This is a genomic window from Mesorhizobium sp. M9A.F.Ca.ET.002.03.1.2 (assembly GCF_003952365.1).
In the GTDB taxonomy this organism is placed as follows: domain Bacteria; phylum Pseudomonadota; class Alphaproteobacteria; order Rhizobiales; family Rhizobiaceae; genus Mesorhizobium.
Map to the genome: position 1 here is coordinate 2,643,065 of NZ_CP034443.1, position 23,999 is coordinate 2,667,063.

The 23,999-nt window shown below is 58.1% G+C and carries 19 protein-coding genes and 5 pseudogenes; 12 read left to right on the top strand and 12 right to left on the bottom strand.

From position 1 onward, the window contains the following. Position 1: 1 nt before the first annotated feature. From EJ066_RS12810 to EJ066_RS12825, 4 genes are all read left to right on the top strand, one after another. Positions 2 to 1,321, top strand: coding sequence for a ParB/RepB/Spo0J family partition protein (locus EJ066_RS12810; protein WP_126038261.1), 1,320 nt, complete (start codon positions 2 to 4; stop codon positions 1,319 to 1,321). Next, complete coding sequence (locus EJ066_RS12815) at positions 1,318 to 3,210, top strand: DEAD/DEAH box helicase (protein WP_126038264.1); 1,893 nt, start codon at positions 1,318 to 1,320, stop codon at positions 3,208 to 3,210. Before EJ066_RS12810 ends, EJ066_RS12815 begins: the two co-directional genes overlap by 4 nt. After that, positions 3,203 to 4,111: a DUF3883 domain-containing protein gene (locus EJ066_RS12820; protein WP_126038267.1), complete on the top strand. Its 909-nt coding sequence runs from the start codon at positions 3,203 to 3,205 to the stop codon at positions 4,109 to 4,111. Before EJ066_RS12815 ends, EJ066_RS12820 begins: the two co-directional genes overlap by 8 nt. A gap of 116 nt (positions 4,112 to 4,227) precedes the next feature. Continuing rightward, positions 4,228 to 4,482, top strand: coding sequence for a helix-turn-helix domain-containing protein (locus tag EJ066_RS12825; protein WP_126038270.1), 255 nt, complete (start codon positions 4,228 to 4,230; stop codon positions 4,480 to 4,482). Between the two features lie 395 nt (positions 4,483 to 4,877). Here the strand turns inward: EJ066_RS12825 and EJ066_RS12830 are convergent, their stop codons facing one another. Further along, positions 4,878 to 5,222, bottom strand: a complete 345-nt coding sequence (locus EJ066_RS12830) for a very short patch repair endonuclease (RefSeq protein WP_348629317.1) — start codon at positions 5,220 to 5,222, stop codon at positions 4,878 to 4,880. Between the two features lie 168 nt (positions 5,223 to 5,390). Between EJ066_RS12830 and EJ066_RS12835 the strand changes: the two genes are divergently transcribed. The 3 genes and pseudogenes from EJ066_RS12835 to EJ066_RS31600 form a co-directional block, all read left to right on the top strand. After that, positions 5,391 to 6,593: a DNA cytosine methyltransferase gene (locus tag EJ066_RS12835; protein ID WP_126038276.1), complete on the top strand. Its 1,203-nt coding sequence runs from the start codon at positions 5,391 to 5,393 to the stop codon at positions 6,591 to 6,593. After that, a complete protein-coding gene (locus EJ066_RS12840) occupies positions 6,523 to 7,302 on the top strand; it encodes a GIY-YIG nuclease family protein (RefSeq protein WP_095482962.1) in 780 nt (259 codons plus the stop codon). The genes EJ066_RS12835 and EJ066_RS12840 overlap by 71 nt, the downstream gene beginning before the upstream one ends. Before the next feature lie 463 nt (positions 7,303 to 7,765). Next, positions 7,766 to 8,232 (top strand): annotated as a pseudogene (locus tag EJ066_RS31600) (transposase); the annotation flags it as partial. Between the two features lie 143 nt (positions 8,233 to 8,375). Here EJ066_RS31600 and EJ066_RS31605 read toward each other — a convergent pair. From EJ066_RS31605 to EJ066_RS12895, 11 genes and pseudogenes are all read right to left on the bottom strand, one after another. Then, positions 8,376 to 8,975: a hypothetical protein gene (locus tag EJ066_RS31605; RefSeq protein WP_210211053.1), complete on the bottom strand. Its 600-nt coding sequence runs from the start codon at positions 8,973 to 8,975 to the stop codon at positions 8,376 to 8,378. Continuing rightward, positions 8,899 to 10,242 carry a hypothetical protein gene (locus EJ066_RS12850; RefSeq protein ID WP_210211054.1) on the bottom strand — a complete coding sequence of 448 codons (1,344 nt, stop codon included), beginning with the start codon at positions 10,240 to 10,242 and terminating at the stop codon, positions 8,899 to 8,901. Before EJ066_RS12850 ends, EJ066_RS31605 begins: the two co-directional genes overlap by 77 nt. Next, positions 10,242 to 10,757, bottom strand: a complete 516-nt coding sequence (locus tag EJ066_RS12855) for an ABC-three component system middle component 2 (RefSeq protein WP_245455134.1) — start codon at positions 10,755 to 10,757, stop codon at positions 10,242 to 10,244. Before EJ066_RS12855 ends, EJ066_RS12850 begins: the two co-directional genes overlap by 1 nt. Continuing rightward, on the bottom strand, positions 10,748 to 11,206 hold the full coding sequence (locus EJ066_RS31610) for an ABC-three component system protein (protein ID WP_210211055.1): 459 nt from the start codon (positions 11,204 to 11,206) through the stop codon (positions 10,748 to 10,750). The genes EJ066_RS12855 and EJ066_RS31610 overlap by 10 nt, the downstream gene beginning before the upstream one ends. A gap of 22 nt (positions 11,207 to 11,228) precedes the next feature. Next, on the bottom strand, positions 11,229 to 11,744 hold the full coding sequence (locus EJ066_RS31615) for a hypothetical protein (RefSeq protein ID WP_210211056.1): 516 nt from the start codon (positions 11,742 to 11,744) through the stop codon (positions 11,229 to 11,231). Positions 11,745 to 12,079: 335 nt separating this feature from the next. Further along, the gene (locus tag EJ066_RS12865) at positions 12,080 to 12,274 is read right to left on the bottom strand and encodes a hypothetical protein (protein WP_126038282.1); all 195 of its coding nucleotides are present in this window, start codon (positions 12,272 to 12,274) and stop codon (positions 12,080 to 12,082) included. Positions 12,275 to 12,420: 146 nt separating this feature from the next. Next, complete coding sequence (locus tag EJ066_RS12870; protein ID WP_126038285.1) at positions 12,421 to 13,767, bottom strand: LLM class flavin-dependent oxidoreductase; 1,347 nt, start codon at positions 13,765 to 13,767, stop codon at positions 12,421 to 12,423. A gap of 50 nt (positions 13,768 to 13,817) precedes the next feature. Next, positions 13,818 to 14,564 carry an ABC transporter ATP-binding protein gene (locus tag EJ066_RS12875; protein WP_126038288.1) on the bottom strand — a complete coding sequence of 249 codons (747 nt, stop codon included), beginning with the start codon at positions 14,562 to 14,564 and terminating at the stop codon, positions 13,818 to 13,820. Then, positions 14,540 to 15,418, bottom strand: coding sequence for an ABC transporter permease (locus tag EJ066_RS12880; protein ID WP_126038292.1), 879 nt, complete (start codon positions 15,416 to 15,418; stop codon positions 14,540 to 14,542). The genes EJ066_RS12875 and EJ066_RS12880 overlap by 25 nt, the downstream gene beginning before the upstream one ends. 31 nt (positions 15,419 to 15,449) lie before the next feature. Further along, positions 15,450 to 16,498 (bottom strand): annotated as a pseudogene (locus EJ066_RS12885) (ABC transporter substrate-binding protein). Positions 16,499 to 17,801: 1,303 nt separating this feature from the next. Further along, a pseudogene (locus EJ066_RS12895) lies at positions 17,802 to 18,086 on the bottom strand (transposase family protein); the annotation flags it as partial. Between the two features lie 491 nt (positions 18,087 to 18,577). Between EJ066_RS12895 and EJ066_RS31870 the strand changes: the two are divergent. The 5 genes and pseudogenes from EJ066_RS31870 to EJ066_RS12920 form a co-directional block, all read left to right on the top strand. Continuing rightward, positions 18,578 to 18,735, top strand: a pseudogene (locus EJ066_RS31870) (transposase); the annotation flags it as partial. Between the two features lie 231 nt (positions 18,736 to 18,966). Then, positions 18,967 to 20,199, top strand: coding sequence for an aminotransferase class V-fold PLP-dependent enzyme (locus EJ066_RS12905; protein WP_189350308.1), 1,233 nt, complete (start codon positions 18,967 to 18,969; stop codon positions 20,197 to 20,199). Positions 20,200 to 20,471: 272 nt separating this feature from the next. Further along, positions 20,472 to 21,950, top strand: coding sequence for an NAD-dependent succinate-semialdehyde dehydrogenase (locus EJ066_RS12910; RefSeq protein WP_126038299.1), 1,479 nt, complete (start codon positions 20,472 to 20,474; stop codon positions 21,948 to 21,950). Between the two features lie 261 nt (positions 21,951 to 22,211). Continuing rightward, positions 22,212 to 23,612 (top strand): annotated as a pseudogene (locus EJ066_RS12915) (aspartate aminotransferase family protein). A gap of 88 nt (positions 23,613 to 23,700) precedes the next feature. Then, positions 23,701 to 23,910, top strand: coding sequence for a hypothetical protein (locus tag EJ066_RS12920; RefSeq protein WP_126038302.1), 210 nt, complete (start codon positions 23,701 to 23,703; stop codon positions 23,908 to 23,910). Positions 23,911 to 23,999: the final 89 nt, after the last annotated feature.

Consider the following 23,999-nt stretch of genomic DNA (forward strand, 5'->3'; position numbering starts at 1 on the left):
AATGATGAACCCTGTGTTAGATCAGGAACGAGTCCAACACCTTGTCGCGCGCCAGAGCTCGTCGAAACGACGCGCGCTGCTGGCCGCCTGGTCGCGGCCAGATCGCGAACTGCCGCTGGTGGACCTGGAGGTGACGTGGGTGCGGCTCTCCACTCTGAACCACCGGACTAAGGCTGAACAGATGCGAGAGATTGAGACGAAGGGGCGCCCAGACCTGTTTTCGGCGGACCCGATGGGGTCGGAAGCACAAGCGGCACAGCTTCGTATCCTGAAATCTCAGCCGGGCTTCTATGATCTCAAGGCTGATCTGAGAGAACGTGGTCAGCAGGAGCCGGCCGTAGCTACTGCGGAGGGCGTTCTTGTAAACGGCAACCGTAGGTCCGCTGCGCTTCGTAGCCTCTATTTAGACAATCAGCATGCGCCTTCTCGATATGTCCGCTGCCTCGTCCTTCCGGCCGATGCGACCATGGATGAACTGGTCGATCTCGAGACTGAGCTGCAGATCGCACGTGACTTCCGCGAAGACTATTCGTGGGTCAATGAAGCGCTCTTGATCGAGGAACTGTTCAACCGCGAAGCCCAGAACTGGGATCGAGTCGCGGCGAGGATGCACAAGGATGTACCCAAGGTTCGGGCGCAGTATGAAAAGCTGCAGCAGCTGCATCAGCTGGTGGCACTGTCAGACGGCACTCGCCACCACGCCGACTTTGATGAGAACGAGTCGGCTTTTGAGGAACTCACTAGGCACATCCGAACTAAGCCTAAGGCTGAGGCCAATTCCGTTCGGGGCGCCTACTTCCTTGGCACGCTGACCGGGGTCAACTACCGCGATCTTCGCCACCTTCAGCGGCCGGATGCCGCCGCACTAGTCAGGCAGGAATTGGAATCGGATCCGACAATCGCACCGCTGCTTTGTGCCATCAGGCATGATGTGCCCAACAATGGCGGCGATGTTCTCGATGACGCCCTCGGTGATGCAGCACAGGAAGAGGACCTTTCCGATATCCTCGCCTTCTTCGCGCGCAAGCGCAGCGAAGAGATAGTGACTCTCGCAGATGGCAAGAGCGCTGTCGTATCCGATCTAATTGCTTCCGTAGGGGCTGCCATCGCCGTCGCGGCACAGGAAGCCGATGAGGATTCTAAGGACGCAAAGGCGCTCGTGGCTCCATTGAGCCGTCTTGCCGCCGCCAAGGAGCAGGTTGGCCGCGCAGCTGCTGCGCTTGAACGGGCGCGTAGCTTTGACGGATGGAATGAAGCCGACTTCCAAACCAAGGTGGCCGCGCTCAAGGCCGAAGTGAGCAAGCTCGAGGCACGCGGATGATCCGTGCCGAGCTCTATCGGCAGGACCGTCCGACGGTCGTCGTCGATCGCTTGGACGATACGAATCCTGGTGCCTGGGCCCGGCTGCAGGAAGCCTTTGCACGCGGCATCCTCACTGGATCGGCACGGCAGTCAGTGGTGCACCCGGATGTGTTCATGGCGGAACTCGATGTCCTGCGCGACATTCGGGCAGTGTTTGCAGAGCGGGTTGAGTTAGGACCGACCCTCACATCACAGTTGCGATTAATGGCTGATGATCGCCGTGCCCGTTCCGTGGCGATCGAAGCCGGTGAGGCAAGCGAAACCGAGCTTGAGGCCCTCGCGGCCGAGCTTGAGGCCGCCGGGTTCAAAAGGAATTTGAAGCCCTTTCAACTGAGAAATCTCGCCCGCCTCATGCGTCTGCCGCATGCTGCGGACTTTTCGGTTCCTGGAGCGGGTAAGACGACGGTGGCGCTGGCGGCATTTGCTTTGGGTCGCGCTCGAGGAAGTATCGACCGTCTTATGGTCGTTGCGCCAATCGCCGCCTTCGGAGCCTGGGATGAGGATGCAGTCGCTTGCTTCAAAAAGCCACCGCGCGTTGTAATCTTTGGGGGTCCCGAAACAATTATCCCGCAAGACACGGAGATCCTGCTCTCAAATTACAATCGCGTCGCAAGCGATTATGACATTATCAGAGCCTTCGTGGCGAATGGGGCTACCAAGGTTGTGCTCGACGAAGCCCATCGTGTGAAGCGCGGCGCTTCGGGGGTGCATGGTCGTGCTGTGTTGGATTTGGCCTATGCGGCTCATCGCCGAGACGTGCTAACTGGTACGCCGGCCCCCCAAGGCGCGCACGATCTAGTGGCTCTGGTGAAGTTCCTATACCCGGGCCAGGATCGCCAGATTCTTCCGAGGTCTGCTTACATCGAAAGGCTGGGGCGCGATCCGAATGTTCTCGGCGAGACTCACGCAGCGATTACGCGGTACTTCGTTCGAACTCCCAAGAGCGAGCTGGAGCTGCCTCCCATAACGTTCGAGGTTATCCGCAGACAAATGGGACCCATTCAAAGCGCGATCTATGATACGCTCGTGGGTCGCTACCGCGCCACTTTTTCGCTTCCCGACCGCGGTCGGCACGAGATGCAGCGCCTTGGCCGCATAGTAATGTACCTGCTCGAGGCCGCGACAAACCCCATGCTGTTAACGGCCGGTTCGGATGAGAGTGATGATCCAGGATTCCTTCACCCGCCGCTCGAGTTGTCGAGCAGCGAGCCGCTCGTCAACCTGCTACAAAGCTACAAAAACTTTGAGACGCCGTGGAAATACCAACAAGTGCTTTCCATTGTAGCGGCAGCAGCCGAACGCGGCGAGAAGGTCCTGATCTGGTCCAACTTCGTGCGCAACCTAAAGGTGTTGGCTCGAATGCTTGCGCAATATCAGCCGGCAATAGTGCATGGAGGGGTTCCCTCCGACGACGGTGCTCCCCCTGGCGACCTAACGCGCGAGAATGAATTTCGGCGGTTCCGACATGATGCCCACTGCGTTGCGCTCCTGGCAAATCCTGCAGCCTGCGGCGAGGGCATCAGCCTCCATCACTGGTGTCACAACGCTGTGTTCCTGGATAGGACGTTCAATGCGGGCCACTTCCTGCAGAGCCAGGATCGCATTCACAGGCTTGGGCTGTCGGCGGATGTAAAAACGCGCTTCACGCTACTCATCAGCTCGAACACCATCGACAATACGGTTGACGGAAGGCTTCACGACAAGGTCAGGGCGCTTTCCCGTTTGATGGATGATCCCGGCCTAGTCCAGATCTCACTACCTTCTCCAGATGAGGGCGAAGGCGGTGCACCTGCGTTCGAGGATGATTGGCAGGCCGTAGCCGCACACGTCGGAACCATAGATGTATGAGTTGCCAAGTCGCGGACGCTGTCATGCTGCCTTCCTGCTGGCCTACAGTGCGCGGCTGAGGCCTTCAGGTGACTTCAACTCTTGGGTGATATCCGCGAGCGGGAAGTCGACCATCATGGCCGCCTCAACTGACGTCCTAGGTACCGCGAGGCTGCTCGTAGATATCAACCTCGCTAGCATAACCGATGTCGTCGCGATCAATCCCGTACTTGCCGCTTTCGACAGCAAGGCTGATCGACATAGTCTGTTGGGCATTGCCCGTCTCTTGCTGCAGAGATGCCCTCTGGCGTGGATTGGAGCTGCAATTGTCGACGGGCGTCTGGCCCCAGAATTCATTCCCGACAGTGACCTAGAAGCCCTTTCCTGGCTTGGGCCGGACCTGGAACCGCTGCTCGTCGAAATACATCATCGGCTAACACGTGCGTCCTTTGACGAGCGCAGAAAGATGCTCGGCAATGCTGGCGAACTCGCAATCATGTCGGCCCTTCGTTATGAGAGATACTCACCGGTGCATGTGGCGCTCCTCTCTGATTGGTACGGCTACGACATTGAGAACCGTCGGGCCTCTGCTACCGAGCGCTTGGAGGTGAAGGCGTGCGTAAGAGCCACCGCAGACCGTGTATTCGTGTCGCGCAACGAATTCGACAAAGCAGCAAAGTTCGGGTCCGAATGGCGACTCATTCAGGTGATATTTTCGTCAAGTGTAATGGTGGAACGAACCATCATAGCCGCTCATGTAGAGGAGGTCCGTGAACTTAGCAGCGGCGCGCTCCAAGCGTTGGCTCCTGATCCATCGCCGACGTTCCAATGGACCGATTCCGCTGAATTTCGCCCGACCCCCGATATGTGGATTCCAAGCGCACTGCGCGTGGATAACACCTTCTCACTGGAGTGTAGGTAAGATGTGCGCGCCTCGTTGTCGCTTGCGCGTCCGGAGAACTGTAAGACCATCCATCTGGAAAGACCGCACATTCATAAAAGGCCCCGGTGCCTAGCAGTGTGATAGCCCGGGAGCAGATGGAGCGACGCATCGAGCTCAAACTGCCGCGGCTGATCGAGTTGCTGTTGTCGCGGCCGCTGGTCTCCACCACCATGATCCAGAAGGAGCTCAAGGTGTCGCGACAGGGTGCCAATTTCGTTGCCGAGTTCACCCTGTCAACCTGCGCGAAATCACGGGAGGGCGCGATATCGGGCGTAGGGGTCGTTTGGCTATTCAGGTCGGATTTCATTGGTCTCCGTGGGCGCGAGATCGAGTGTCACGTGGCAACGTAGTAATCCTTGCTTTGCCTTGCCGGCGGCACGGCATGGGCCGTGATCAGACCGTCTCAGATGAATGAAGACCTTTTTTCGCTTTGGGCCAAGGTTTGCCGAAGACTGTCAGGAAAAGGGCATCTGTCGCATTCATATCGCCATGAGGCAGTTTTCGGCATCCGTCACCGTGAGCTCTACGCCAACTTTCGGATGCATTATCTGATTCCGCGCTGTGATCGCTGCGGAAAGTAAGGGCCACCATGCCCGATTTGTGTCGAATTGTTTGTGCAAAAAACGCCACAATAGAAATGCAGCCTTTCATCAATTGAACGGTATTTATGACGCAGTAAGATTATTGACGAACATGTTAGATCTTGAAACCGAGGTAAGAAAGGGAGTCAGCCACTCCGGGATTTTTAAGAAGCATGCTTGCCCAGGAAGTCGGCGAGTCGGCGAGCAAGGCGGTCCGCGTCTTTCATCTCGCATTCCCAGATCACTAGGACCCGCCATCCGTCGGCCTCGATCGCTGCGACGCTCGCGGCATCGCGCTCGACGTTCCTCGCGATCTTCGCCGACCAGTATTCCCGGTTCTTTTTCGGCATACGCGCGCCGCGCTTGCACCCATGTCCGTGCCAGAAGCACCCATGTACGAAGATGACGGCCTGTCGCCGGGAGAACACCAAGTCGGGCTTCCCGGGCAAGTCCTTGCGGTGCAGCCTGAAGCGATAGCCGAGTGCGTGCGCGAGGCGGCGGACGGCCATCTCCGGTTTTGTGCCGGTTGACCGGACCAAGGACATTTGTCGGCTTCTGGCAGGATCAACGTTCGCAGTCATGGAAAATTCATGGTGAGCATGTTACGGATGAGAACAAACCGTAAACCATTTTCGGCGTGGGGTATGCTAGCATTACGCGCGAATCACGGGGAGATCATGCGGACATTTTATGAGTTTTTCGCCGGCGGAGGGATGGCGCGTGCCGGACTTGGTCCAGAGTGGCAGTGTGCCTTCGCTAACGATTTCGATGTAAAAAAAGGCCTGACGTATCAGGTCAACTGGGGGACCGGCGGCGAGCTGACTATCGGTGATATTCGCCAAGTCAAGATCGACAAGCTCCCCGGCACTGCCGACTTAGCTTGGGGGTCATTCCCCTGTCAGGATCTGTCGCTTGCCGGAGGCGGCGCTGGATTGAAAGGCGAGCGTTCGGGAACCTTCTATCCGTTCTGGACGATTATGAACGGCCTGATCGCAGAGGCCCGCGGTCCGAAGATCATCGCGCTGGAAAACGTTAACGGGACTCTGACCAGCCACGGAGGCGCTGACTTCGTGGCGATCGCCGAGACTTTCGCGAAAGCGGGCTACCGCTATGGCGCTATGGTCATCGACGCAAAACTTTTTGTCCCGCAGAGTCGCCCAAGGCTCTTCGTCATCGGCGTCCGGGGGGATTTCGAGGTGCACGAGGCCATGCTATCGCCGGAGCCGGTGGCGCCCTTCCATTCCCGCGGCCTTCAAAACGCGGTCGCAAGGATTCCTGCAAAGGCGCGGAAGCGGTGGCTGTGGTGGAATCTTCCTTCTCCGCCTGTCCGCAACACATGCTTCGCCGACCTCGTCGAAGAAAATCCCTCGAGCGTCGAATGGCACACCACGGAACAGACCGCGCGGCTGATCGCCCAGATGTCTCCGGTGAATATCGCGAAGCTTGAGGCCGCGAAGCGGGCCGGGCGCCGCATGGTGGGGACCGTCTACAAGCGGACGAGACCGCAGAATCCTAACGGGAAAGCTGTAAGAGCGGAAGTGCGCTTCGACGAGATCGCGGGCTGCCTGCGCACACCGACGGGAGGGTCGTCCCGGCAGACGATCATGGTCGTGGACGGCGCCCGTGTCCGGTCGCGCTTGATCAGCGCGAGGGAGACCGCACGGCTCATGGGACTTCCGGACGACTACAAGTTGCCTCGCGCATACAATGAAGGCTACCACCTTACAGGGGACGGGGTGGCAGTTCCGGTCGTTCGCTTTCTGGCGCAGCACCTGTTCGAGCCGGTCCTCCGAGCGACCGAGGGACAACATGGCGAAACTCCCGAACAGCACAACAGACAGCACGAAAACACCGCCGCTCGAAACGGACGAGCTGCGTAAGGCCATTCGGAAATTCTTCCGCGAAACTCTCTACGACGACCCCTCGGGTGAGAAGCGTCCCGTCGGCAGCTATCGCTGGGGAGTATACGCGTTCTACGACTACGACGGGGAGCCGATCTACGTCGGCCAGACCAAGGAGAAGGTTTCCGGCCGCGTCGGGCGCCACCTCACGAACCAGCGCACCGACGCTGTGGCGATGTCGGTGTTGGACCCTTTTGAGGTGGCGGAGATACAGGTCTGGCCACTGCCGCAGTTCGAGGCCGTGGGGTCGAAGCACTCTGACTTTAAAACGGCGAATGCGCACCTAAACGCGCTCGAGCACCTTGTCTTCACTCGGCTACGCAACGAGAGCAAGTTCAAGGCGATCCTGAATGAGAAGGACCCGCCGGCGCCGACTGTAGAAATCACCGAGCCGCCTTCCATGCGTGGTTCGATTGTCTCCGACCGGATCCAGGAGTTGCGCGGCCATCCGGACACCCGTTTGGCACGTCGGGCGCTCATCGTGTCCAAGCTGTCGCAGGTCATCTCCGAACGCGAGGTAAAGATGGGCCTTCGACGTGTGCTCGTGACCCAGACTAGGCGCATGAACTGGCTGGCGGAAAGACGCTTCGAGAAACTCGGCGGCGAGAGCCTAGTAGAGGAAGGAGCCGAGGACGAAGAGGACACAAAGGGAGACTTGGACGGGGACGGAACTGCGATTCCACACTGACGAACTGAGTGCATCGCGTCGAAAGTGGGTTAAACATAAACAACAATTATGCGCGATGCCCTTGGTCACCGTCGGCGTCGGGTCATCTGCGTCAGGGGAATTGGGCGACATCGACCTTAGCGACGTCGCCGATCGTCAATCTCGCCGCCCAAGTTAGCGGCGTAGCCCGCCGCTTTTCTCGGATCAAGGCGAATAGGCAAGACCACACCCAATCCGGCCCGCGCCATCCCGCCCCGCAAAAAATTCATAAAATGCGCCAACATGCATTGCGTCTCTCTCGCCGGCATTGTCGTCAAACAACACTGAAGTGTTTACTAAAAACTGTGGGGCAGCTTGCTTAGATAGTATCCTGAAGGTTCTGCAAAAAGCTCTGGAGAGAGAACAGCCCTTACTCTGAGGCGAGGGGCGGCCATGGCACGCTGGTGACGTTGCGATCACCGATTCCCGTGGAAGGGCAAGTGCCATGACCAAGCGAGACGTTAGACTGAGCAGAGGCGAGTTGAAAGCGTTGCTGTTGTCAGATGAGGACGCCTTTCGCAGAGTTTTGCAGACTGTCGTGCAGGAGGCTTGGAAGCCGAGATGACGGAGGCGATCGGGGCCGAGAAAGGCGAGCGAACGGCGGAGCGGGTTGGTTACCGGTCCGGCTATTATGAGCGCAAGCTTGTGACGCGGGTTGGGGTCCTGGAACTTCGCTTTCCGCAGGATCGGGTCGGCCGGTTCTCCTTGTTCGAGTGCTACCAGCGCTCGGAGAAGGAACTGGTATCGGCGCTGGTCGAGATGTACGTGCAAGGCGTGTCAACCCGCAAGGTCAAGGCGATCACCGAAGAGCTGTGCGGCCATTCCTTTTCGGCCTCGACGGTGAGCGAGGCGACGGCGCGGCTGGATGAGGCGCTGAAGGCGTTATTTGAGCAGCGGCTTGCCGAACCTTATCCATGTAGCGGTGGCAGTCACAGTTCGAATCATCCCAAGCTATCACTTTGGACGATCCCAGATTCTTGTTTTGTTCGCAATGCCCGGTGCCGCCACGAGGTATCCTCGTGCGTCAACTGTACGTGCACGGGTTTGAGTTGGGGCTAACCCAGCTTAGGGAAAAGACCGTATCTGCCTTCACCGTCCACGCCGGTAAAGGTCTCAATTTTGGCTAGAGGCCGAATTCCGTTCGGGGGGTCGGAATTCTCAATTATGATGATCTGCGCCAGGTCTTTCAGGCCAGCGAGATGTTCATAGAAGTGCGTCGCAAGGCTTGTTTTCTTAAGTTCTTCCTCGTCGGCTGAAAGCTCGCCGTGCTTGCTCTTCATCGGCTCGCGATATGTGAGAAGCGGTGTGTCTAGAACCAAAAAGCCGGGATGTGGCAAATCTCGGCGCCGGCAGAAGAGAAGCACCGCAACATTGAATGCGGCATGCAAGATGGCCCGGACGCCTTTTCCGTTCGCCGACCTGGGCTTACCTCCGATGGTAACATCGTTCGTTTCAATATCGAACTGCGCGCGGTCGGCTTGTGGAAATTTCCAAGCCGTCAATACTTCTCGCACGACCTCTCCGAATGTGTAGGCAATTGTGCTATCCACACCCACGTCGAGTTTGTCTGCCTTGCCCTCAGAAACCTTCTTCGATCTGGGATCGACGAACCACGAGACGGTCCCTTCTCTCGTAAAGGTCTTCCGCTCGATCAAGCCGTGCCTTGGTGGCAGAGAGTTCTTCGTAGAGGTGACGTGCAGCGATTTCTTTGGGCCGAGCGTCCTCTATTCTTTTCCCAGCACGATCAATCTCGTCCGACAACTTTGCAGACCTGCTTCGCAAGCCCGTTGCCTCGGCCTCAAGCGATGTTATCGTCTGACCTAGTTCACGCTGCTCAATCTGAATCTTCCTCACCTCGGCGGCAGCAGCCCTGTGAGCAAGGGCGATCTCATCTGCGGCATGATTGTGCCGCTGGACCGCAGGCGGCGCCCCGCAGACCGGACAATCGCGTTCCGCCATAGTGACCAGTATGAATCCGCCCTCCTCCAAAGCCTGTAGCCGGGCAATGTCGGACTTGTAGACCTCACTAAGACGGCCGAAGCGCTGCAGCGTCACTTCGAGTTCCGTAAATCGAGGAACCAGGTCGCGTTGGGTTTCCACAAGCTGCCGACGCTCGGTCACAAGGCTGTCAAGATTGTTTTGAGCCTGACGCAAGTTGTCATGCAGGGAGCCTAGGGATCCTTCGATCTTTCTGATCTGTTCGGTGAGCTCCTCACGCGTCGGCCCACCCTCGCCAATCTCCTCATCAAGTTGAGCGATCATCTCATCGACCAACTCAACCTTTGCAGTTCGGGCGACACTTTTCTCCTTTTTACCTGCAACGGTAACAGCCGCGCCATCGTCGTTGCCGGTTAGAAGCAGACGGAACAAGTTCCGTTCAAACGTCCGCTGACTGGGAATTCCAGAATAGAGGACGGGACTTCTCTCGGAAATGATGTCTTCCTCCGACACAACGACGTACGGAGATAGCAAGCGGATCGAGAGAGTATCTTTTTCCGCGTTCGCGCTTTTGACGATTACCTTGTTCGCAAGGCCAAGCGTCTCCAGGAGGAAATATGAAACGTTGTCGCTTCGCTTGGCGTCGAATTTACCTTGAAGGATGGCCCCCGCCGCAGAGGGTGTATTCTTGATCATCCCATCGTGCACACGGAACGCGCCGCCCTTTGTAGCCCGATAAAGTGTGACGTCTCGGGCGCTAGAGAGCGTCAGTCCTAGCCAAACAGCATCGTAGTGCGTGATTTCCTCAGTTTTGGGCAATTCCTTGGTCGCTGCCAGCATGAAGTTTAGCGCCTTGGTCGTAAACGACTTGCCGGTGTTGGAGGCTCCGTAAACTATGTTGAGGCCATCGTTGAACGACAGTTCAGCCGGCGCGACTGATGGTCCTGTGAAAACCAGGTGACGAATCGTGATGCCGCTCGCCATTATGCGCTACTGCCGGTGGGGGCGTGATCTGCGCGGAATTCGGCGGTCCAGCGGCCGATCTTGGCCTCAATCACAGCTTTGATTTCGACCGTCGCCATTCCAGCAAAGCGCTGGGCAATCCAGCGGGCACGCTCTTTGAGTGCCATCGAATAGTCGGACTGAAGCAGGTCTAGGTAGGTTGGCGCATCTTCGCTGGCGACAAACGTGACGCCAAGGTCTGTTTCCACGACGTCAACGAGATGCACCTGCTGCATGATGCGCAAGCTCTTCTCCACCAGCTGACGACGAACGAAGAGTTCACCGGTGCGATTCGGCAAGTCCGGATGGAGACTGGGGGGCACGTCCTCTCCATCGAGGTCAGCCGTATGAACGACCAAGTGGTCCAGCCAAGTCATTTCGATCAGATCACACTGACGCGGATAAAATGCTTCCAACAGCATCACCGCTCGGATGCCGGTCTCGAGGGTGCTGTTGAAAGGATGACTCGGTTGCCGTCCCTCGCTGATCACTTCCACGGAAGCCGCCCCTCATTCGCGAAATGATGACAGGTACCTTGTTTGACCTGCACCCGCGCGTGGCGTCGTAACACCCCGGAAGCTTGGATGGTAGCCGCCTGCGACAGCACCCTTGTCACACGATCCAGGCCGTCACCGTTGGACTCCGTGTAGACATCCGAAACCCCGTGATAAACCTCATCCTTGAACGTCGAAAGATAGTCCGGAGGGGTCGAGTCACGATAATAACGATCGAACTCGGCCGCGTCGAAGTACCGAGTTCGCTGATCACGCAAATGGGTGCCCCACCGAGCGTCCTGTAGAACCGCAGCCGGGTTCTCGAACTTTGATCCGGCGCGCTCGCCATAAATATCGACCAGCTGACTGATGTAAGCAGATTCGTGATCTTGCAGCTGGTCAGGTGCCACGCCAAGCGGCGAAGGTCCCGGATCATCGTTGAACCATTTCACGAGCACAGTCTTCGCGTGGCTGTCATCGACGAGACGGACGGCGTCCAGAGAATACCTGGGTAAAGTCGAAAGCATTTATTGCCGAGCGGATCTCCTCGCTCAAAGGGACGGTTGCATTCTCGACCAACTCCCCGGCTATGTCGGTGGCCCACCGATCGAGGAAGGCCTGCCTGAAGCGTTCCGGATGTGCAATGAAGGCCTGAACGTTGCGCACAACCCCTCGAGGGGCGACGAACGTATAGGAGCGCGGCAGCGTGTACTCACCCTTCGCTGCGTGCATGAAGATTTTGCCCAGCTCAACAAACGCCGCCTTTTCCGATAGACGGGCACCGAGTTGCTTGCACTGGAAGTTGTCCCAAGGGCCTTCATGCCGCTGATCTGTGACGTAAGCCACGACATCGCGTCCCATATCGCCGGTGCCGGACCAACGCTCGTGTGAGTTGTAGTCCTTCGTACGGTTCGCAAGCCAATCGTTGACAAAGGCTTCGAGACGTTCGTTGGGCAATGCGGTGAGCTGGACGGCGTAGTTTGGGCGCAAGATATCGCTCTAGGTTCGAAACGGCGGAGCAAGGTTCGCCGTTCCTTGTTCAATTGACAAGCCAGCGCACAATACATGCCCGATAAAAATCCAATGGGCATCATTTGCCAGTCCGGTCAAAGCTTATTCGCAAGAGGTCAAAGTTACATCAACAAGCAAACAAATCAGGCTGGCATTCATCGGGTTTGTCACGTACCCACCCGGCCCGCAGACGGGAATATTCCTCATCGAAACGCTCGCGCTCGAAGAACCAGATGCGCATCAGCGGATAGATGCGCTCATCGTATAAGGGGCCAACACGTACAACAAGTCGCTGTGCCTTCCCTCCCGGTTGATCAGTGCGCCATCGGTGGCGATGTCGAGGTGAAGCCTATCCGTCCGCGACCTGTGGCGAGCAGGGACCGGATCAGGGGGTTGGTGCTCTTGCCCGGATCCGCGATCAGGCCGGCGCAGTCGTAGACCCGTCCGGCCCGAATCTCCTCAAGCGCGGCCATCAGGACGCAGCTGGCACCGCCGCCGATGATTCGCAAGGGACCTGATCGGAGCCGTGCCGGCAGTCGGGTCCCGATACGCGGAAATGGCGGCTGTCATGATCGCGCGGGTCTCCCTGGCGGCCCCACAAACTATTATGTGTTGGCGTAACGCTTTGAGGTTGAATGCCCGATGCGAAGGTAGCTCAGGCGGTCGCCTTTTGCGGCCAGCTGAACGTATTTTCCGGGCGCGGCAAACCGAAATGGTCCCTCAGCGTTGGCCCGTCATAGTCGTGCCGGAAAAGTCCGCGCTTGCGCAAGAGCGGCACCACTTCCTCGGCGAATATGTCGAACCCGCCCTGCAGATACGGCGGCATGATATTGAAGCCGTCCGCGGCGCCATTGTCGAACCATTCCTGGATCTTGTCGGCGATCTGTTCAGGCGTCCCGGCCTGGACCCAATGGCCGCGCGCCCCGGCGAGGCGGTGGAGCAACTGGCGGATTGTTGGATTCTCGCGCTCGATGATGTCGAGTACGACGTGGAAGCGGCTGCTCGCACCGCGCTCGCCCTCGACGCGGATAAGCTCGCGCGGAAATGGCCCGTCCAGATCGTAGCTGGAAAGGTCGGCGTCTACGATGCGGCGTAGCTGGTGAAGGGAATATTCCGGCTGCGTCAGCTCATTGAAGTCGTCATGCAGCGCGCGGGCTTCCGCCTCGGTTGAACCGATGAAGGGGCTGATGCCGGGCAAGACCTTGACGTGGTCAGGGTTGCGGCCAACCGACTTCACGCGCGCTTTGATGTCAGAATAAAATTCCTGCGCGTTGCCGAGTGTCTGATGTGCTGTAAATATCGCCTCGGCATAGCGGCTCGCGAATGACCGTCCGTCTTCGGACGAACCTGCCTGGACGTAGACCGGACGCCCCTGCGGCGAGCGCGGAAGCGTGAGCGGTCCCTTCACCCGATGGTATTTGCCGATGTGGTTGATTGGGTGGATCTTGTCGGTGTCGGCAAAGATTCCGGACTCCCTGTCCGAGACGAGCGCGTCGTCCTCCCAACTGTCCCAGAGCTTCGTCACCACATCAACGAACTCGCCGGCGCGCTCGTAACGATCGGCGTGGGTTGGATGTCGGTCAAAGCCGAAATTCAAAGCTGCGGACGCATCGCCCGTCGTGACGATGTTCCAGCCGGCGCGCCCGCCGCTCAAATGATCGAAAGAAGCAAACAGCCGGGCCAGGTTGTAGGGTTCGTTGTAGGTGGTCGAAGCCGTGGCGATGAAGCCGATGCGTTCCGTCACAGCAGCGAGAGCCGAAATCCATGTCAGCGGCTCCAGTCTGAAGCGGCTTGCGTAGCGAATGTTGTCGGCAAGCGCGGGCCCATCGGCAAAGAACAGCGCGTCGAATTTGCTCGCCTCGGCCTTTTTCGCCAGTTCCTGATAATAGGAGATATCCAGCACTCTCTCAGGGGCGGAATCCTTGTAGCGCCAGCCGGCTTCATGATGGCCGCCAGGATAGATGAAAAGGTTGAGATTCAATTGTCGTTTTTCGGCGGGCATAGTTCGTCCTCCTGGGTGGTGATGCTGAGCGACAGATCTTGGGGGGCCGTTCAGACGGGCAACACAGGCTTTGTCTCGATACCGAGATGACGCAGAAGTTCGGAGCGGATCTCGCCGAACCGGCGATCGCCATGTTCGCGTGGGGTGGGAACATTGATTGCGATGTCGGCGACGATCGCGCCCTTGTCGAGCACCAAAACACGGTCCGCCAGCGTCACGGCTTCGTCCACGTCATGGGTGACCAGCAAAACGGCCGGCTGGTGACGGGCGCAGAGCTGGCGCAGCAGATCGTGCATGCGCAGGCGGGTCAGCGCGTCGAGCGCGCCGAACGGCTCGTCCGCCAGCAGCAGCTCAGGATCACGAACCAGCGAGCGCGCCAATGCCACCCGCTGCTGCTCGCCACCAGAGAGTTCAACTGGCCATGCGTTCTGGCGGCCGCTCAGGCCAACCTCTTCGAGAGCTACCCGTCTGCATTCGGCGGCGTCCGGCAGGTCGAGGCCAAGAACCACATTCTCCAGCACTCGTTTCCAGGGCAATAGTCGGGCATCCTGGAACACCACCGATTTCTTGTCGGGTGTTTCGAGCCGGCCGGAGCCGGAGACTTTGTCGTCGAGATCGGCGAGAGCGCGCAACAATGTACTCTTGCCCGACCCGCTACGGCCGAGAAGGGCGACGAACTCCCCCTTCTCGATGTCGAGGCTGAGGCCGTCGAGGATGGTTCGCGGCCCGAAACTTCTCACAAGGCTTTCGACCCGCACAACGGGCGCGCCGCTCAATCCGCCAAGGTGCGACGCCATGACAGCGACCTTTCCTGGAAGAAGCGGACGATGCCGTCGGAGACGAGCCCGAGCAATGCGTAGACGACGAGGCCGACGATGATGATGTCGGTCTGGCCGTAGTTGCGCGCGAGATCGATCATGTAGCCGATGCCGCTGGTGGCATTGACCTGTTCGACCACCACCAGAGACAGCCAGGCATAGGTCACCGCAAAGCGCAGGCCAAGGAAGAACCCTGGAAGGGCGCCGGGCAGGATGACCTCGCGGATGAATTCGCCGTAGCCCATTCGCAAGGTCTGGGCCAGTTCGACAAAACGGCTGTCTATGCTGCGCAAGCTGCTGTGGGTCTGGATATAGATCGGGATCAGGACAGCCAGCGCGATGGCCGTTACTTTCATGCCCTCGCCGATGCCGAACCACAGCATCAGCAGCGGGATCAGAGCGAGCGTCGGTATCGCCCGCTTGATCTGAACGGGGCCGTCGATAATGGCCTCGCCAAGCCGCGACAAACCTGAAATGAGAGCAAGGACGGTCCCGATCAGGACTCCGAACACCAGCCCCTGTGCCGCCCGCCAGGCAGACGTCATCAAATGATGCTGAAGCTTCTCTTCGGCGATGAGATCGATGGCGGTGCTGACAACCGACCAAGGCGCCGGCAGCGTTCTTGGATCGATCAGGCCGGCGATACTGCCGATGGACCAGATCACAAGAAGAAGTGCGGGCCCGATCAGCGCGCCAAACGGGATCGTTCGCCCAAGTGCGAGTCGCCTCGTCTCGGTCTTGCGGGGCTCGGCCGCAGGCGAAATCAGCCCCCTTTCATCCGTTGCGTAGGGAATGTTGGGTGCAACCGCAGCGGTGTTCGAGAATGCGTTCATCGGTGTCGTGTCCGGTCTCGGGAAGCAGGCGTCAGGAGGCGTTCAGCGCGTTTGTGGCGATCGCCTCGAAGCGCCTGTCGAACAGGTCCTCGGCCTTGATCGCGGGCTGTTCAACTCCTTGGCCAGGAGATCGATCGTCGCCTGCTGGCGCACGATCACGTCGTTCCAGTCGGCGGGGATGTCGAACTGACCATCCGTCGACCAGATACTGGCCATCTTCTGTGTTGAGGCCCTGGGTGGCGACGTAGTACCCCTCGATCCACTCCTTGGGATGCTCTTCCACCCAACGGGCGCCTAGCGCCCAGTAGCGCACATATTCGCCGAGAGCGGCGGCTTTGGCCGGGTCGTCAAGCACGGCTTGTGGGGCATAGAGATGGGCTGGATCATCGCGCAAGCCGTGCGGGATGGTGGCAGCGCCGTCGGCGCCATACTGGCGCAGATAGCGCTTGATGAGGACGCCCGAGATCGGCGCGACGTCGACTTGCTTGCCGGCAAGTGCCACTGGATAGGCGTCGCCTTTGCTGGGCAGTTCGATGAGATCTACATCCTCCTTTTCCAGGCCGGCGGCCTGCAGGACCCTCAACACCAGCGCGCCTTGTGCCTGACCGGGGCTGAAATCCGTTTGCCGCGCAAATCCGCGAGCGTCTTGACCTCGACTCCCGGTGCAATGCCGAGTTGATAGATCGGGTGCGCAACCGGATCATTGCGGAACTTCGCGGCAATGATCTTGACCTTGAGCCCCGTCCAGGTCGCGTGGATGGGTGGAATGTCGGCAACGGATCCGACGTCCAATGCGTTGGCGCGAAAGGCTTCGATTGTCTGTGGGCCGCCGCTGATATTGGCCCATTCGACCTCGAACGGCAGTTGATCGATCAGCCCCGATAATTCCAGCGCCCTTTGCGTCTCGGGATCGTCGATACGAAGCACAGTGCCCGCCGGGATTTTGGTCGGCAGCTTGCCCGCGTCCGGACTACCCGCCTGGGCAATGAGGGGGGAGGAATAAGCGGCCAATGTGACCGCAAAAGCGGTCACGAACCCACCAAACCTCCTTCTCGACAATTTCTCCACAGCAAATGTCATCGTCCTGCTCCAGTTTGGAATGGCTCCTACTTTCGCTGTGCAGTATGTCTACCAATTTTGTAGACTAAAAAGTATCGGCTGCTGTTCTTTGCCACCCGAAGGAAACGCTGTTCGTCTCCAATGCTTATTTGGAGCACGTGCCGCTCAACAAGAGGCGGGTTGGGGCGCGCAGAGCAGGTCGCGCTTCTAACCGATGCCAACTCGCATCGTCGCCAAAAGCGGTTCCAGTGGCCCTATGCGCCTTTGCAGCGAGCTTTGGCTTGGAACAGGACCCAGCGTGAAGCTGCCTAGCAGAAAAATCGCTTCGGCTCCGGTCGTGGAAGGAAAGGCACCTGTGGCCTGCGATGATTACCGGCCGATAGGAACGGCCGGGCTCGCAATCTGCTTTCTCTAACAGAGCGAGAGGCCGGCTTCGTAAGGACCGGAAGAGCTACTGTTTCCTTTTTGAAGGGTCCCCTGAAAAGTCTTCTGCCTAAACCTCATTATTGTGGTCCAGCTGTCGTATTTTCCAAGGTCATTGCAAGGTAGAGTGATAGCACCTTGCCGCCTGCGCGGCAGGGAAGGCCATTGCAGAGCCGGAACCACGGTAAGACGGCGCAGACCGTCAGGCTCTTCAAAAAACCATTCAGAGGGGATCGTCATCATTGATCCGGCGACTGGGAGGCTCGGCCGGTTGAAAAGAGGACGTTGGCAATGGGGCGGCCACGAGATAGCTGGGGTGATCCACGCCACGCACTTGCACGGATCACCTGCCAAAAATGGCGGATCGGTCCCGGAATCGAGCCGCCGCCGCGGGTTTTTTGCGGCCGTAGCAGCCTCGCTGTCTGCTGTGCACCTGGCGAACCCCGCAGCAGATGAGAAACCCTGCGTGCGTCGCGCTGGCGCTGATGGTGCAGCCGGAGACACGGCTGCTCGACGAGCCGTGAGGGCCTCTCGAGGCCATGACCAAGATTTCCATACAGGAAGAACTGGCGCGCATCTGAGCGAGAAAAACGTCATCCTGGTGGACAAGGGCGTGCCAGCCGGCGCGGGCGTTTCGCGCCTCCGGCGCGGCATTCATCCCTGTGAGTCAGGCTTGTTTCTATAGCGAAATTCGACAAAAAGTCGCGGATCGGGAGAAGGGAGCGGATATGGTCTTTCGATTGAAAGAGCGACTTGGCAAGAAACTTCAGGAAGAAGTGCAATTCTTCAAATGTTGGCAGAAGGATAAGAAAGGTGTGGGCGCACTCATGCCCACGTCGATCCATGCGGCGCGCCGCATGGCTAGTGTGGTCAACCCGCTTTCTGGATTGCCGGTTGGGGAAGCAACCGTCGGGAGTCGATCAGTGAACGTTTGTCGCTCACATTTCTGATGTGCACATCGCCAGCGGCTCAGCAGGAGCTTCACCGTCACGGGCTTGCCTTGTACCGGCAGATCCTGAAGGCTGCGATTGGACCAGCCATACCGACTTCGACTTCGCCGGCCACAATCGGGGCAAATGTCGATCGCTGGTCCGGCAGCGGAAACAACCCAACTGTGATCATCAGTGAGCGCGACACCCAGAATTCTGACCCCTGGGCCAGGCGACCATTTCGATTTCGTTCGCATGCCCGCCCATAGCGATAGCGTCGCTAACAGCGGATGAACCACACAAATTGAGGAAGACCCTGGTTAAGTGCAAAGCGACACCAGCAGCGCGCGCACCGCGAGCATGCTGATAGCCGGCCCAAGGTGTGACCGAATTCCCGGCGGCAAGCCGGAGCGATGAGGGTGCCGCAAAGGACGTGCCTTCGGTCGCCTCAAGGCCTCAAGCTCAACGGCGCTATTGTCACCGACGACGATGAAAGGCCGTTGGAGACATCTGCAAAACTCAACGAAATCGGCCTTGACCAATCCCGGGCTCCGGCCGGGGCCGATGGCGGTGTAGCCGCATCGTTTCCAGACTGCATCAGGCGCATCGCCTGCTCCGACCGCGATCGCGTTCACGCAGTCAGCCGGGACTTGTGAAGTTCGAGGAGCGGATTTGCGAGCTCGAAGGCGTGCCCGATCTCGAAGAGATCATGGAGCCGCTGCTGGCCGCCCGGCGGAAGCTGCGTGCCGAATTTGCTCGCCTGCACAAAAAAGTGCTCACGATCGCTAGGAATGAGACGACCTGCCGGCGCACCTGATGACGGTTCCCGGAGTCGGCCCCGTTGTGGCGCTCGCCTATGCCGCGACAATCGACATTCCGCAGCGGTTCAGAAGCTCCAAAGCGGTAGAGCCCATCCTGGGACGTCGAAATCGACTTTTTAAGTCGCCGTCGGCAGTCGAAGCTTTCAATCTGGAGCAACTCCGAAAAAGGACTTTTTCAAACGGTGGGAGAAAACAGAAACACTTATTAGAAGCGGTTTGGTAGAATTCCTGCATACAACGATTACTCTTGGGAAATTTAACTATGCCAGCCGCACAATTTGACACTACTACTAGCAAATCGTTCCCGCAGAGGGGCATGATACGCCAGACGATTGAACAAGAATTAGAGCAGCTGCGTTCACAAGATGCGGACCCCAGATCAACATTCGCAGACCGTTGGCTCAACGACCGTGGGCTCCTTGTTGATGACGGCACATTCGAAGTTGCTAAGGCGGCTCACTTTGCCTTCTTTACCAAGGGCAACAACTACCCAGCTGTTGTTCAGTTCGAGCGTGATCTAATACAGATGGCGCTTAGTTTGTTTCACGCTCAAAATGATGCAAATGGAGCCGTGACTAGCGGCGGGTCTGAGAGTCTCTTTCTCGCTACTGCTGCTGCCCTTGCGAACGCCAAAGAACGACGGCCGGATATTACTCGGCCAGAAATAGTTGTGCCGCAGACAGGCTATCCCACATTCGAGAAATATGAACGGTATTTCGGATATACCCTGCGTCGCGTACCGGTCGATGCAAATTTTCGCGCAAATGTCTCGGCAATGTCCGAGGCGGTCAACGAAAACACGGTCATGATGCTTGCGTCGATGCCGTCTTGGTCGCACGGCGTTTGCGACCCCGTTCGTGAACTGGCGGAAATTGCGGACAAACATGGGATTTGGTTGCATGTGGACGCTTGCGTCGGCGGATTCTTAGCGCCGTTTGTGCGCGAACTCGGACGGGACGTTCCAGACTTCGATTTTCGAGTCCCGGGCGTAAGTTCAATCTCGGCCGATTTTCATAAGTATGGCTACAGCGGCAAGGGCGTTTCGGGTGTTTTCTATAGAAACAGAGATATCGCCCGCCATCAACCCTTCGTTTTCGACACATGGGCAGCAGGGCTTTATCGATCACCGGTTCTTACTGGGACGCGTAATGGTGGCGCAATCGCGTCGGCCTGGGCAGTTATGCGTTACCTGGGGCGGGAGGGATACCTTTCGCGGGCAACTCAAATCCTCAAGCTGAGAGACGCCATATCGGGGTTTGTTGAACGGTGCCCTGGCTTAAAAATCGTCGGCGGAGCTGAGCTTAACGTGGTCGGAGTTGGCAGCGATTACTCTGACATCTATTCGATTGCAAGCAAGCTGAAGGAGTACGGGTGGAAGGTGAACCTTCTGAAAGAGCCCGAAGCAATACAGTTCGTGCTCGGACCACTTCGGGATGAATATATAGATTTGCTAGTAAAAGACCTCGAAAGAGCCGTGGAAGCGGTGCGGCGCGAAGGCTTCAGTGCTCCTTCTCCAGCCGTGGTCTATTCCGACGAATTCTTAGACTGAAAGCGGACTAATTGTTGTTCGTGAAGGTTCAGTCCAATATGGCGAAACCGAAATTCCGGTACTTGAGAGGCTGGGCCTCCGGTCGATCGTGGCCGCATCCTCACCGCAGGTGGAAGATTCTGTGACGATCGGTCAGCCTGGGCCTGCTTGAGATCACTCTTCGTCTGCAATCTGCCCATCCTTGAACAATCCGATGCCCAATAGAGCGCTAAGTTCTATCTTAGGTAGATATATACGGCGACTCTTGCGCTCGCACCGATATGGAGAAACCAATGTCACTTTCTGAAACAGTTCTAGCAAAATTGAAAGACAAGTCGTTAGTGACGGACAAAGCTCCTGTAGGGACTGGCTGGGTAGCGGCAGGTTCAAGGGGCCTCACATTCGAGGTCACCAATCCCTCAACCGGCGAAGTCCTGGCAACCCTTCCAGATCTCGGTAAAGAGGACGTCAGGTCGGCGATTGAGGCTGCCCATGTTGCCCAAAAGAACTGGGCGAAGAGGACGGGCAAGGAGCGCGCCGCAGTGCTGCGGAAGCTTTACGACCTCTTAGTCTCGAATGTCGATGATCTTGCCACCATCCTGACTTTGGAGATGGGAAAACCGTGGCCGGAGGCGAGGGGAGAGATCCTCTATGGTGCGTCCTACGTCGAGTGGTTCGGTGAGGAAGCAAAGCGAGTTTATGGCGACACCATTCCAGGTCATCAGCCGGACAAGCGCATCATCGTGATCAAGCAGCCCATCGGAGTTGTGGGGGCCATCACGCCGTGGAACTTCCCGAATGCGATGCTTGCCCGCAAGATGGCCCCGGCAATCGCTGCCGGCTGCAGCATGGTGTCGAAACCTGCGGCTCAGACACCCCTATCCGCGCTCGCTCTGGCTCTCCTTGCCGAACGCGCCGGTCTACCACCCGGTCTTTTTTCTGTACTCACCACGACCGATGCGGAGATGGTGGGTCAGGAATTCTGCGGAAATGAGAAGATCCGAAAGCTCACTTTCACGGGCTCGACCAATGTCGGAAAAAAGCTGATGCGGCAAGGCGCAGAGCAGATCTTAAAGCTCGGCCTCGAACTCGGGGGTAACGCGCCCTTCATTGTCTTCGATGACGCGGATCTCGACGCTGCCGTCGACGGCGCAATGATTTCCAAATACCGCAATGCTGGGCAAACCTGCGTCTGCGCCAATCGGCTCTATATTCAAGAGGGCATCTATGATGCCTTTGCCGCCAAGCTTGCCAAGCGCGTTCGCCAGATGAAAGTCGGCGACGGCTTTGCCGAAGGGGTCACGACAGGCCCTCTCATCGATCGGAATGCGCTGAAGAAGGTACAGGAGCACGTCACCGACGCGGTCGCCAAGGGGGCTAGAGTGGAGGTCGGTGGCAAGCCTGCGAGCCAAGGCGGCCTCTTTTTTGAGCCCACTATATTGACCGGCGCAACGGGGGATATGCGCCTCTCCAGGGAAGAGACGTTTGGCCCTATCGCGCCTTTGTTCAAGTTTTCGATCGAGGAACACGTCATCGAAATGGCGAACAACACAGAGTTTGGCCTGGCTTCCTACTTCTATTCCAGGGATGTCTCGAAAATATTCCGGGTGGCGGAGGCTCTCGAATACGGAATGGTCGGGGTTAACACTGGGCTGATCTCCACGGAAGTTGCGCCTTTTGGCGGTATCAAGCAATCTGGCCTTGGCCGCGAAGGTTCAAAATACGGAATTGATGATTATACAGAGATGAAATACTTGTGCCTGAGCGTGTGATCGGCCTGTGCTCCGCACGAGAAATCCTTTTTCACTTACGACCGTTGCAGCCATGAGCGTGGTCGCTGCAGCGAAGTCAAGCAACTTGCAGGCAGAGCAACTGCATTGCGATGTCTGTCTGACCCAAGCCGGGCTAGATGCAAGGCACTCTCCACTTTGAACGCCGGCACACCATTTGCCACACGTGGCTGATCAGAACCAACGGATTCATGGATTTCAGCGAGCCGCGTTGGCGTGTCCCCGACCTGAAAGGAAGCAATCATGAGGATCAATATTGAGGAAATTACCGAAAAGGACAGAAGCAGCGTCCTGCATCCGTTCACGCAGCTCAAGGATTTCGCCACGGGCAAACTCGGCGAGCCTACCATTGTCGAGACCGGGAAGGGCATCCGCATTCAGGACGCGCATGGCAACCAGTTGATTGACGGGTTCGCTGGTCTCTATTGCGTGAATGTCGGTTATGGCCGTGCCGAAGTCGCCGAAGCGATTTCGCGCCAAGCCTATCGTCTCGCCTACTACCATTCCTACGCGGCCCATACGACGGACGAACTCGCAATCCTCTCAGATCGTCTCGTGCGTATGGCGCCTGGCAAAATGAGCAAGGTCTTCTACGGCATGTCCGGCTCGGATGCCAACGAGACCCAGGCCAAGCTCGTTTGGTACTACAACAATCTGCGTGGCAAGCCGAACAAGAAGAAGATCATTTCGCGTGACCGCGGGTATCACGGCTGCTCTGTCGTCTCTGGCTCGATGACCGGCATGAGCTTCTATCACGACCACATGGACCTGCCGCTGCCGCAGATCGTTCATACAGGAGCTCCGCATTATTATTGGGGCGCAACCCCGGGCGAAACCGAACGCGAATTTTCCGCGCGGCGAGCCGCAGAGCTTGACCAGCTGATCGTACGTCTCGGCCCGGACAATGTCGGCGCCTTCATCGGCGAGCCGGTGCTCGGAACAGGTGGCATCACGCCTCCGCCGGAAGGGTATTGGGAGGCGATCCAAGCCGTTCTGAAAAAGCACGACGTACTCCTCATCGTCGACGAAGTGATCACCGGCTTTGGCCGCACGGGCTCCATGTTCGGCTCGCAGCATTACGGAATTGAGCCCGACCTGATTACAGTTGCCAAAGGCCTTACCTCCGCCTACTTCCCGCTCTCCGGCGCGATCGTTGGCGAGAAGGTTTAGGCGATGAACGACGGCGCTGACAGGGTTGGTGCGTTCTCTCATGGCTACACCTACTCAGGTCATCCGATCGGAGCCGCCGCGGCCAACGCGGTTCTCGACATAGTCGAGAAAGAAGATCTCCCTGGTAACGCTCGTGACGTCGGGGCGTTTTTTCAAGCGCAGCTAAGGGACAAGTTCTCGCAATTGCCTTTCGTAGGTGAGGTGCGCGGGGTCGGTCTTATGGGCGCAATTGAGTTCGTGGCCGACCGCCACAACAGGAAACGTTTTGATCCGGCGCTTAAGGTTGGTGCACGAATTTCGAAAGCATCCCGTGACCGTGGCCTTATCGCCCGCGATATGCCGCACGGGGACATCTTGGGCTTTGCCCCGCCGCTCGTTGCAACCAAGGCTGAGGTCGAAGAGATTGTTGCGATAGCCGAAAGCGCCGTCCGTTTCGTCGCGGATGAACTCGTCCGCGAGGGGCAGAAAATCTGAATGTTAGGCAATGGCCTGGTCCATGGTTGCTGGACCTGAGGGTGGCCCATGCATAGGAAACGGGCCTTATTGGAACATACCCGGTTTGTTGGCTTGGATATTCAAAAATCGGATCTCAATTGCCCTAGCGGTGAGCGGACGTTCTGGGGTCGTCGAATACATTGGCGAGATTGCCAATGATGTTGGGGCGATCATCAAGTTGTGGGACCGTTCTCCGGCCGGCGTCATCGAAGCTGCTTGCCTGGCCCATCTGCGTCGCAAGATATTCGATGTTCACGACAGCCAGCCACCGAGCTGAGCACGACGGCCATGGCCGGTATCCAGGCGATCTACCGGATCGAGGAAGAGAGAGGGGGCTCCCGCCCGCCGAGCGATTGGCCGCTACAT

Excerpts from the sequence above, each read along its gene's own strand:
- EJ066_RS12810 (WP_126038261.1), top strand. The coding sequence starts at position 2 with ATGATGAACCCTGTGTTAGATCAGGAACGAGTCCAACACCTTGTCGCG.
- EJ066_RS12815 (WP_126038264.1), top strand. The coding sequence starts at position 1,318 with ATGATCCGTGCCGAGCTCTATCGGCAGGACCGTCCGACGGTCGTCGTC.
- EJ066_RS12820 (WP_126038267.1), top strand. The coding sequence starts at position 3,203 with ATGTATGAGTTGCCAAGTCGCGGACGCTGTCATGCTGCCTTCCTGCTG.
- EJ066_RS12825 (WP_126038270.1), top strand. The coding sequence starts at position 4,228 with ATGGAGCGACGCATCGAGCTCAAACTGCCGCGGCTGATCGAGTTGCTG.
- EJ066_RS12830 (WP_348629317.1), bottom strand. The coding sequence starts at position 5,222 with ATGGCCGTCCGCCGCCTCGCGCACGCACTCGGCTATCGCTTCAGGCTG.
- EJ066_RS12835 (WP_126038276.1), top strand. The coding sequence starts at position 5,391 with ATGCGGACATTTTATGAGTTTTTCGCCGGCGGAGGGATGGCGCGTGCC.
- EJ066_RS12840 (WP_095482962.1), top strand. The coding sequence starts at position 6,523 with ATGGCGAAACTCCCGAACAGCACAACAGACAGCACGAAAACACCGCCG.
- EJ066_RS12850 (WP_210211054.1), bottom strand. The coding sequence starts at position 10,242 with ATGGCGAGCGGCATCACGATTCGTCACCTGGTTTTCACAGGACCATCA.
- EJ066_RS12870 (WP_126038285.1), bottom strand. The coding sequence starts at position 13,767 with ATGCCCGCCGAAAAACGACAATTGAATCTCAACCTTTTCATCTATCCT.
- EJ066_RS12875 (WP_126038288.1), bottom strand. The coding sequence starts at position 14,564 with ATGGCGTCGCACCTTGGCGGATTGAGCGGCGCGCCCGTTGTGCGGGTC.
- EJ066_RS12880 (WP_126038292.1), bottom strand. The coding sequence starts at position 15,418 with ATGAACGCATTCTCGAACACCGCTGCGGTTGCACCCAACATTCCCTAC.
- EJ066_RS12905 (WP_189350308.1), top strand. The coding sequence starts at position 18,967 with ATGATACGCCAGACGATTGAACAAGAATTAGAGCAGCTGCGTTCACAA.
- EJ066_RS12910 (WP_126038299.1), top strand. The coding sequence starts at position 20,472 with ATGTCACTTTCTGAAACAGTTCTAGCAAAATTGAAAGACAAGTCGTTA.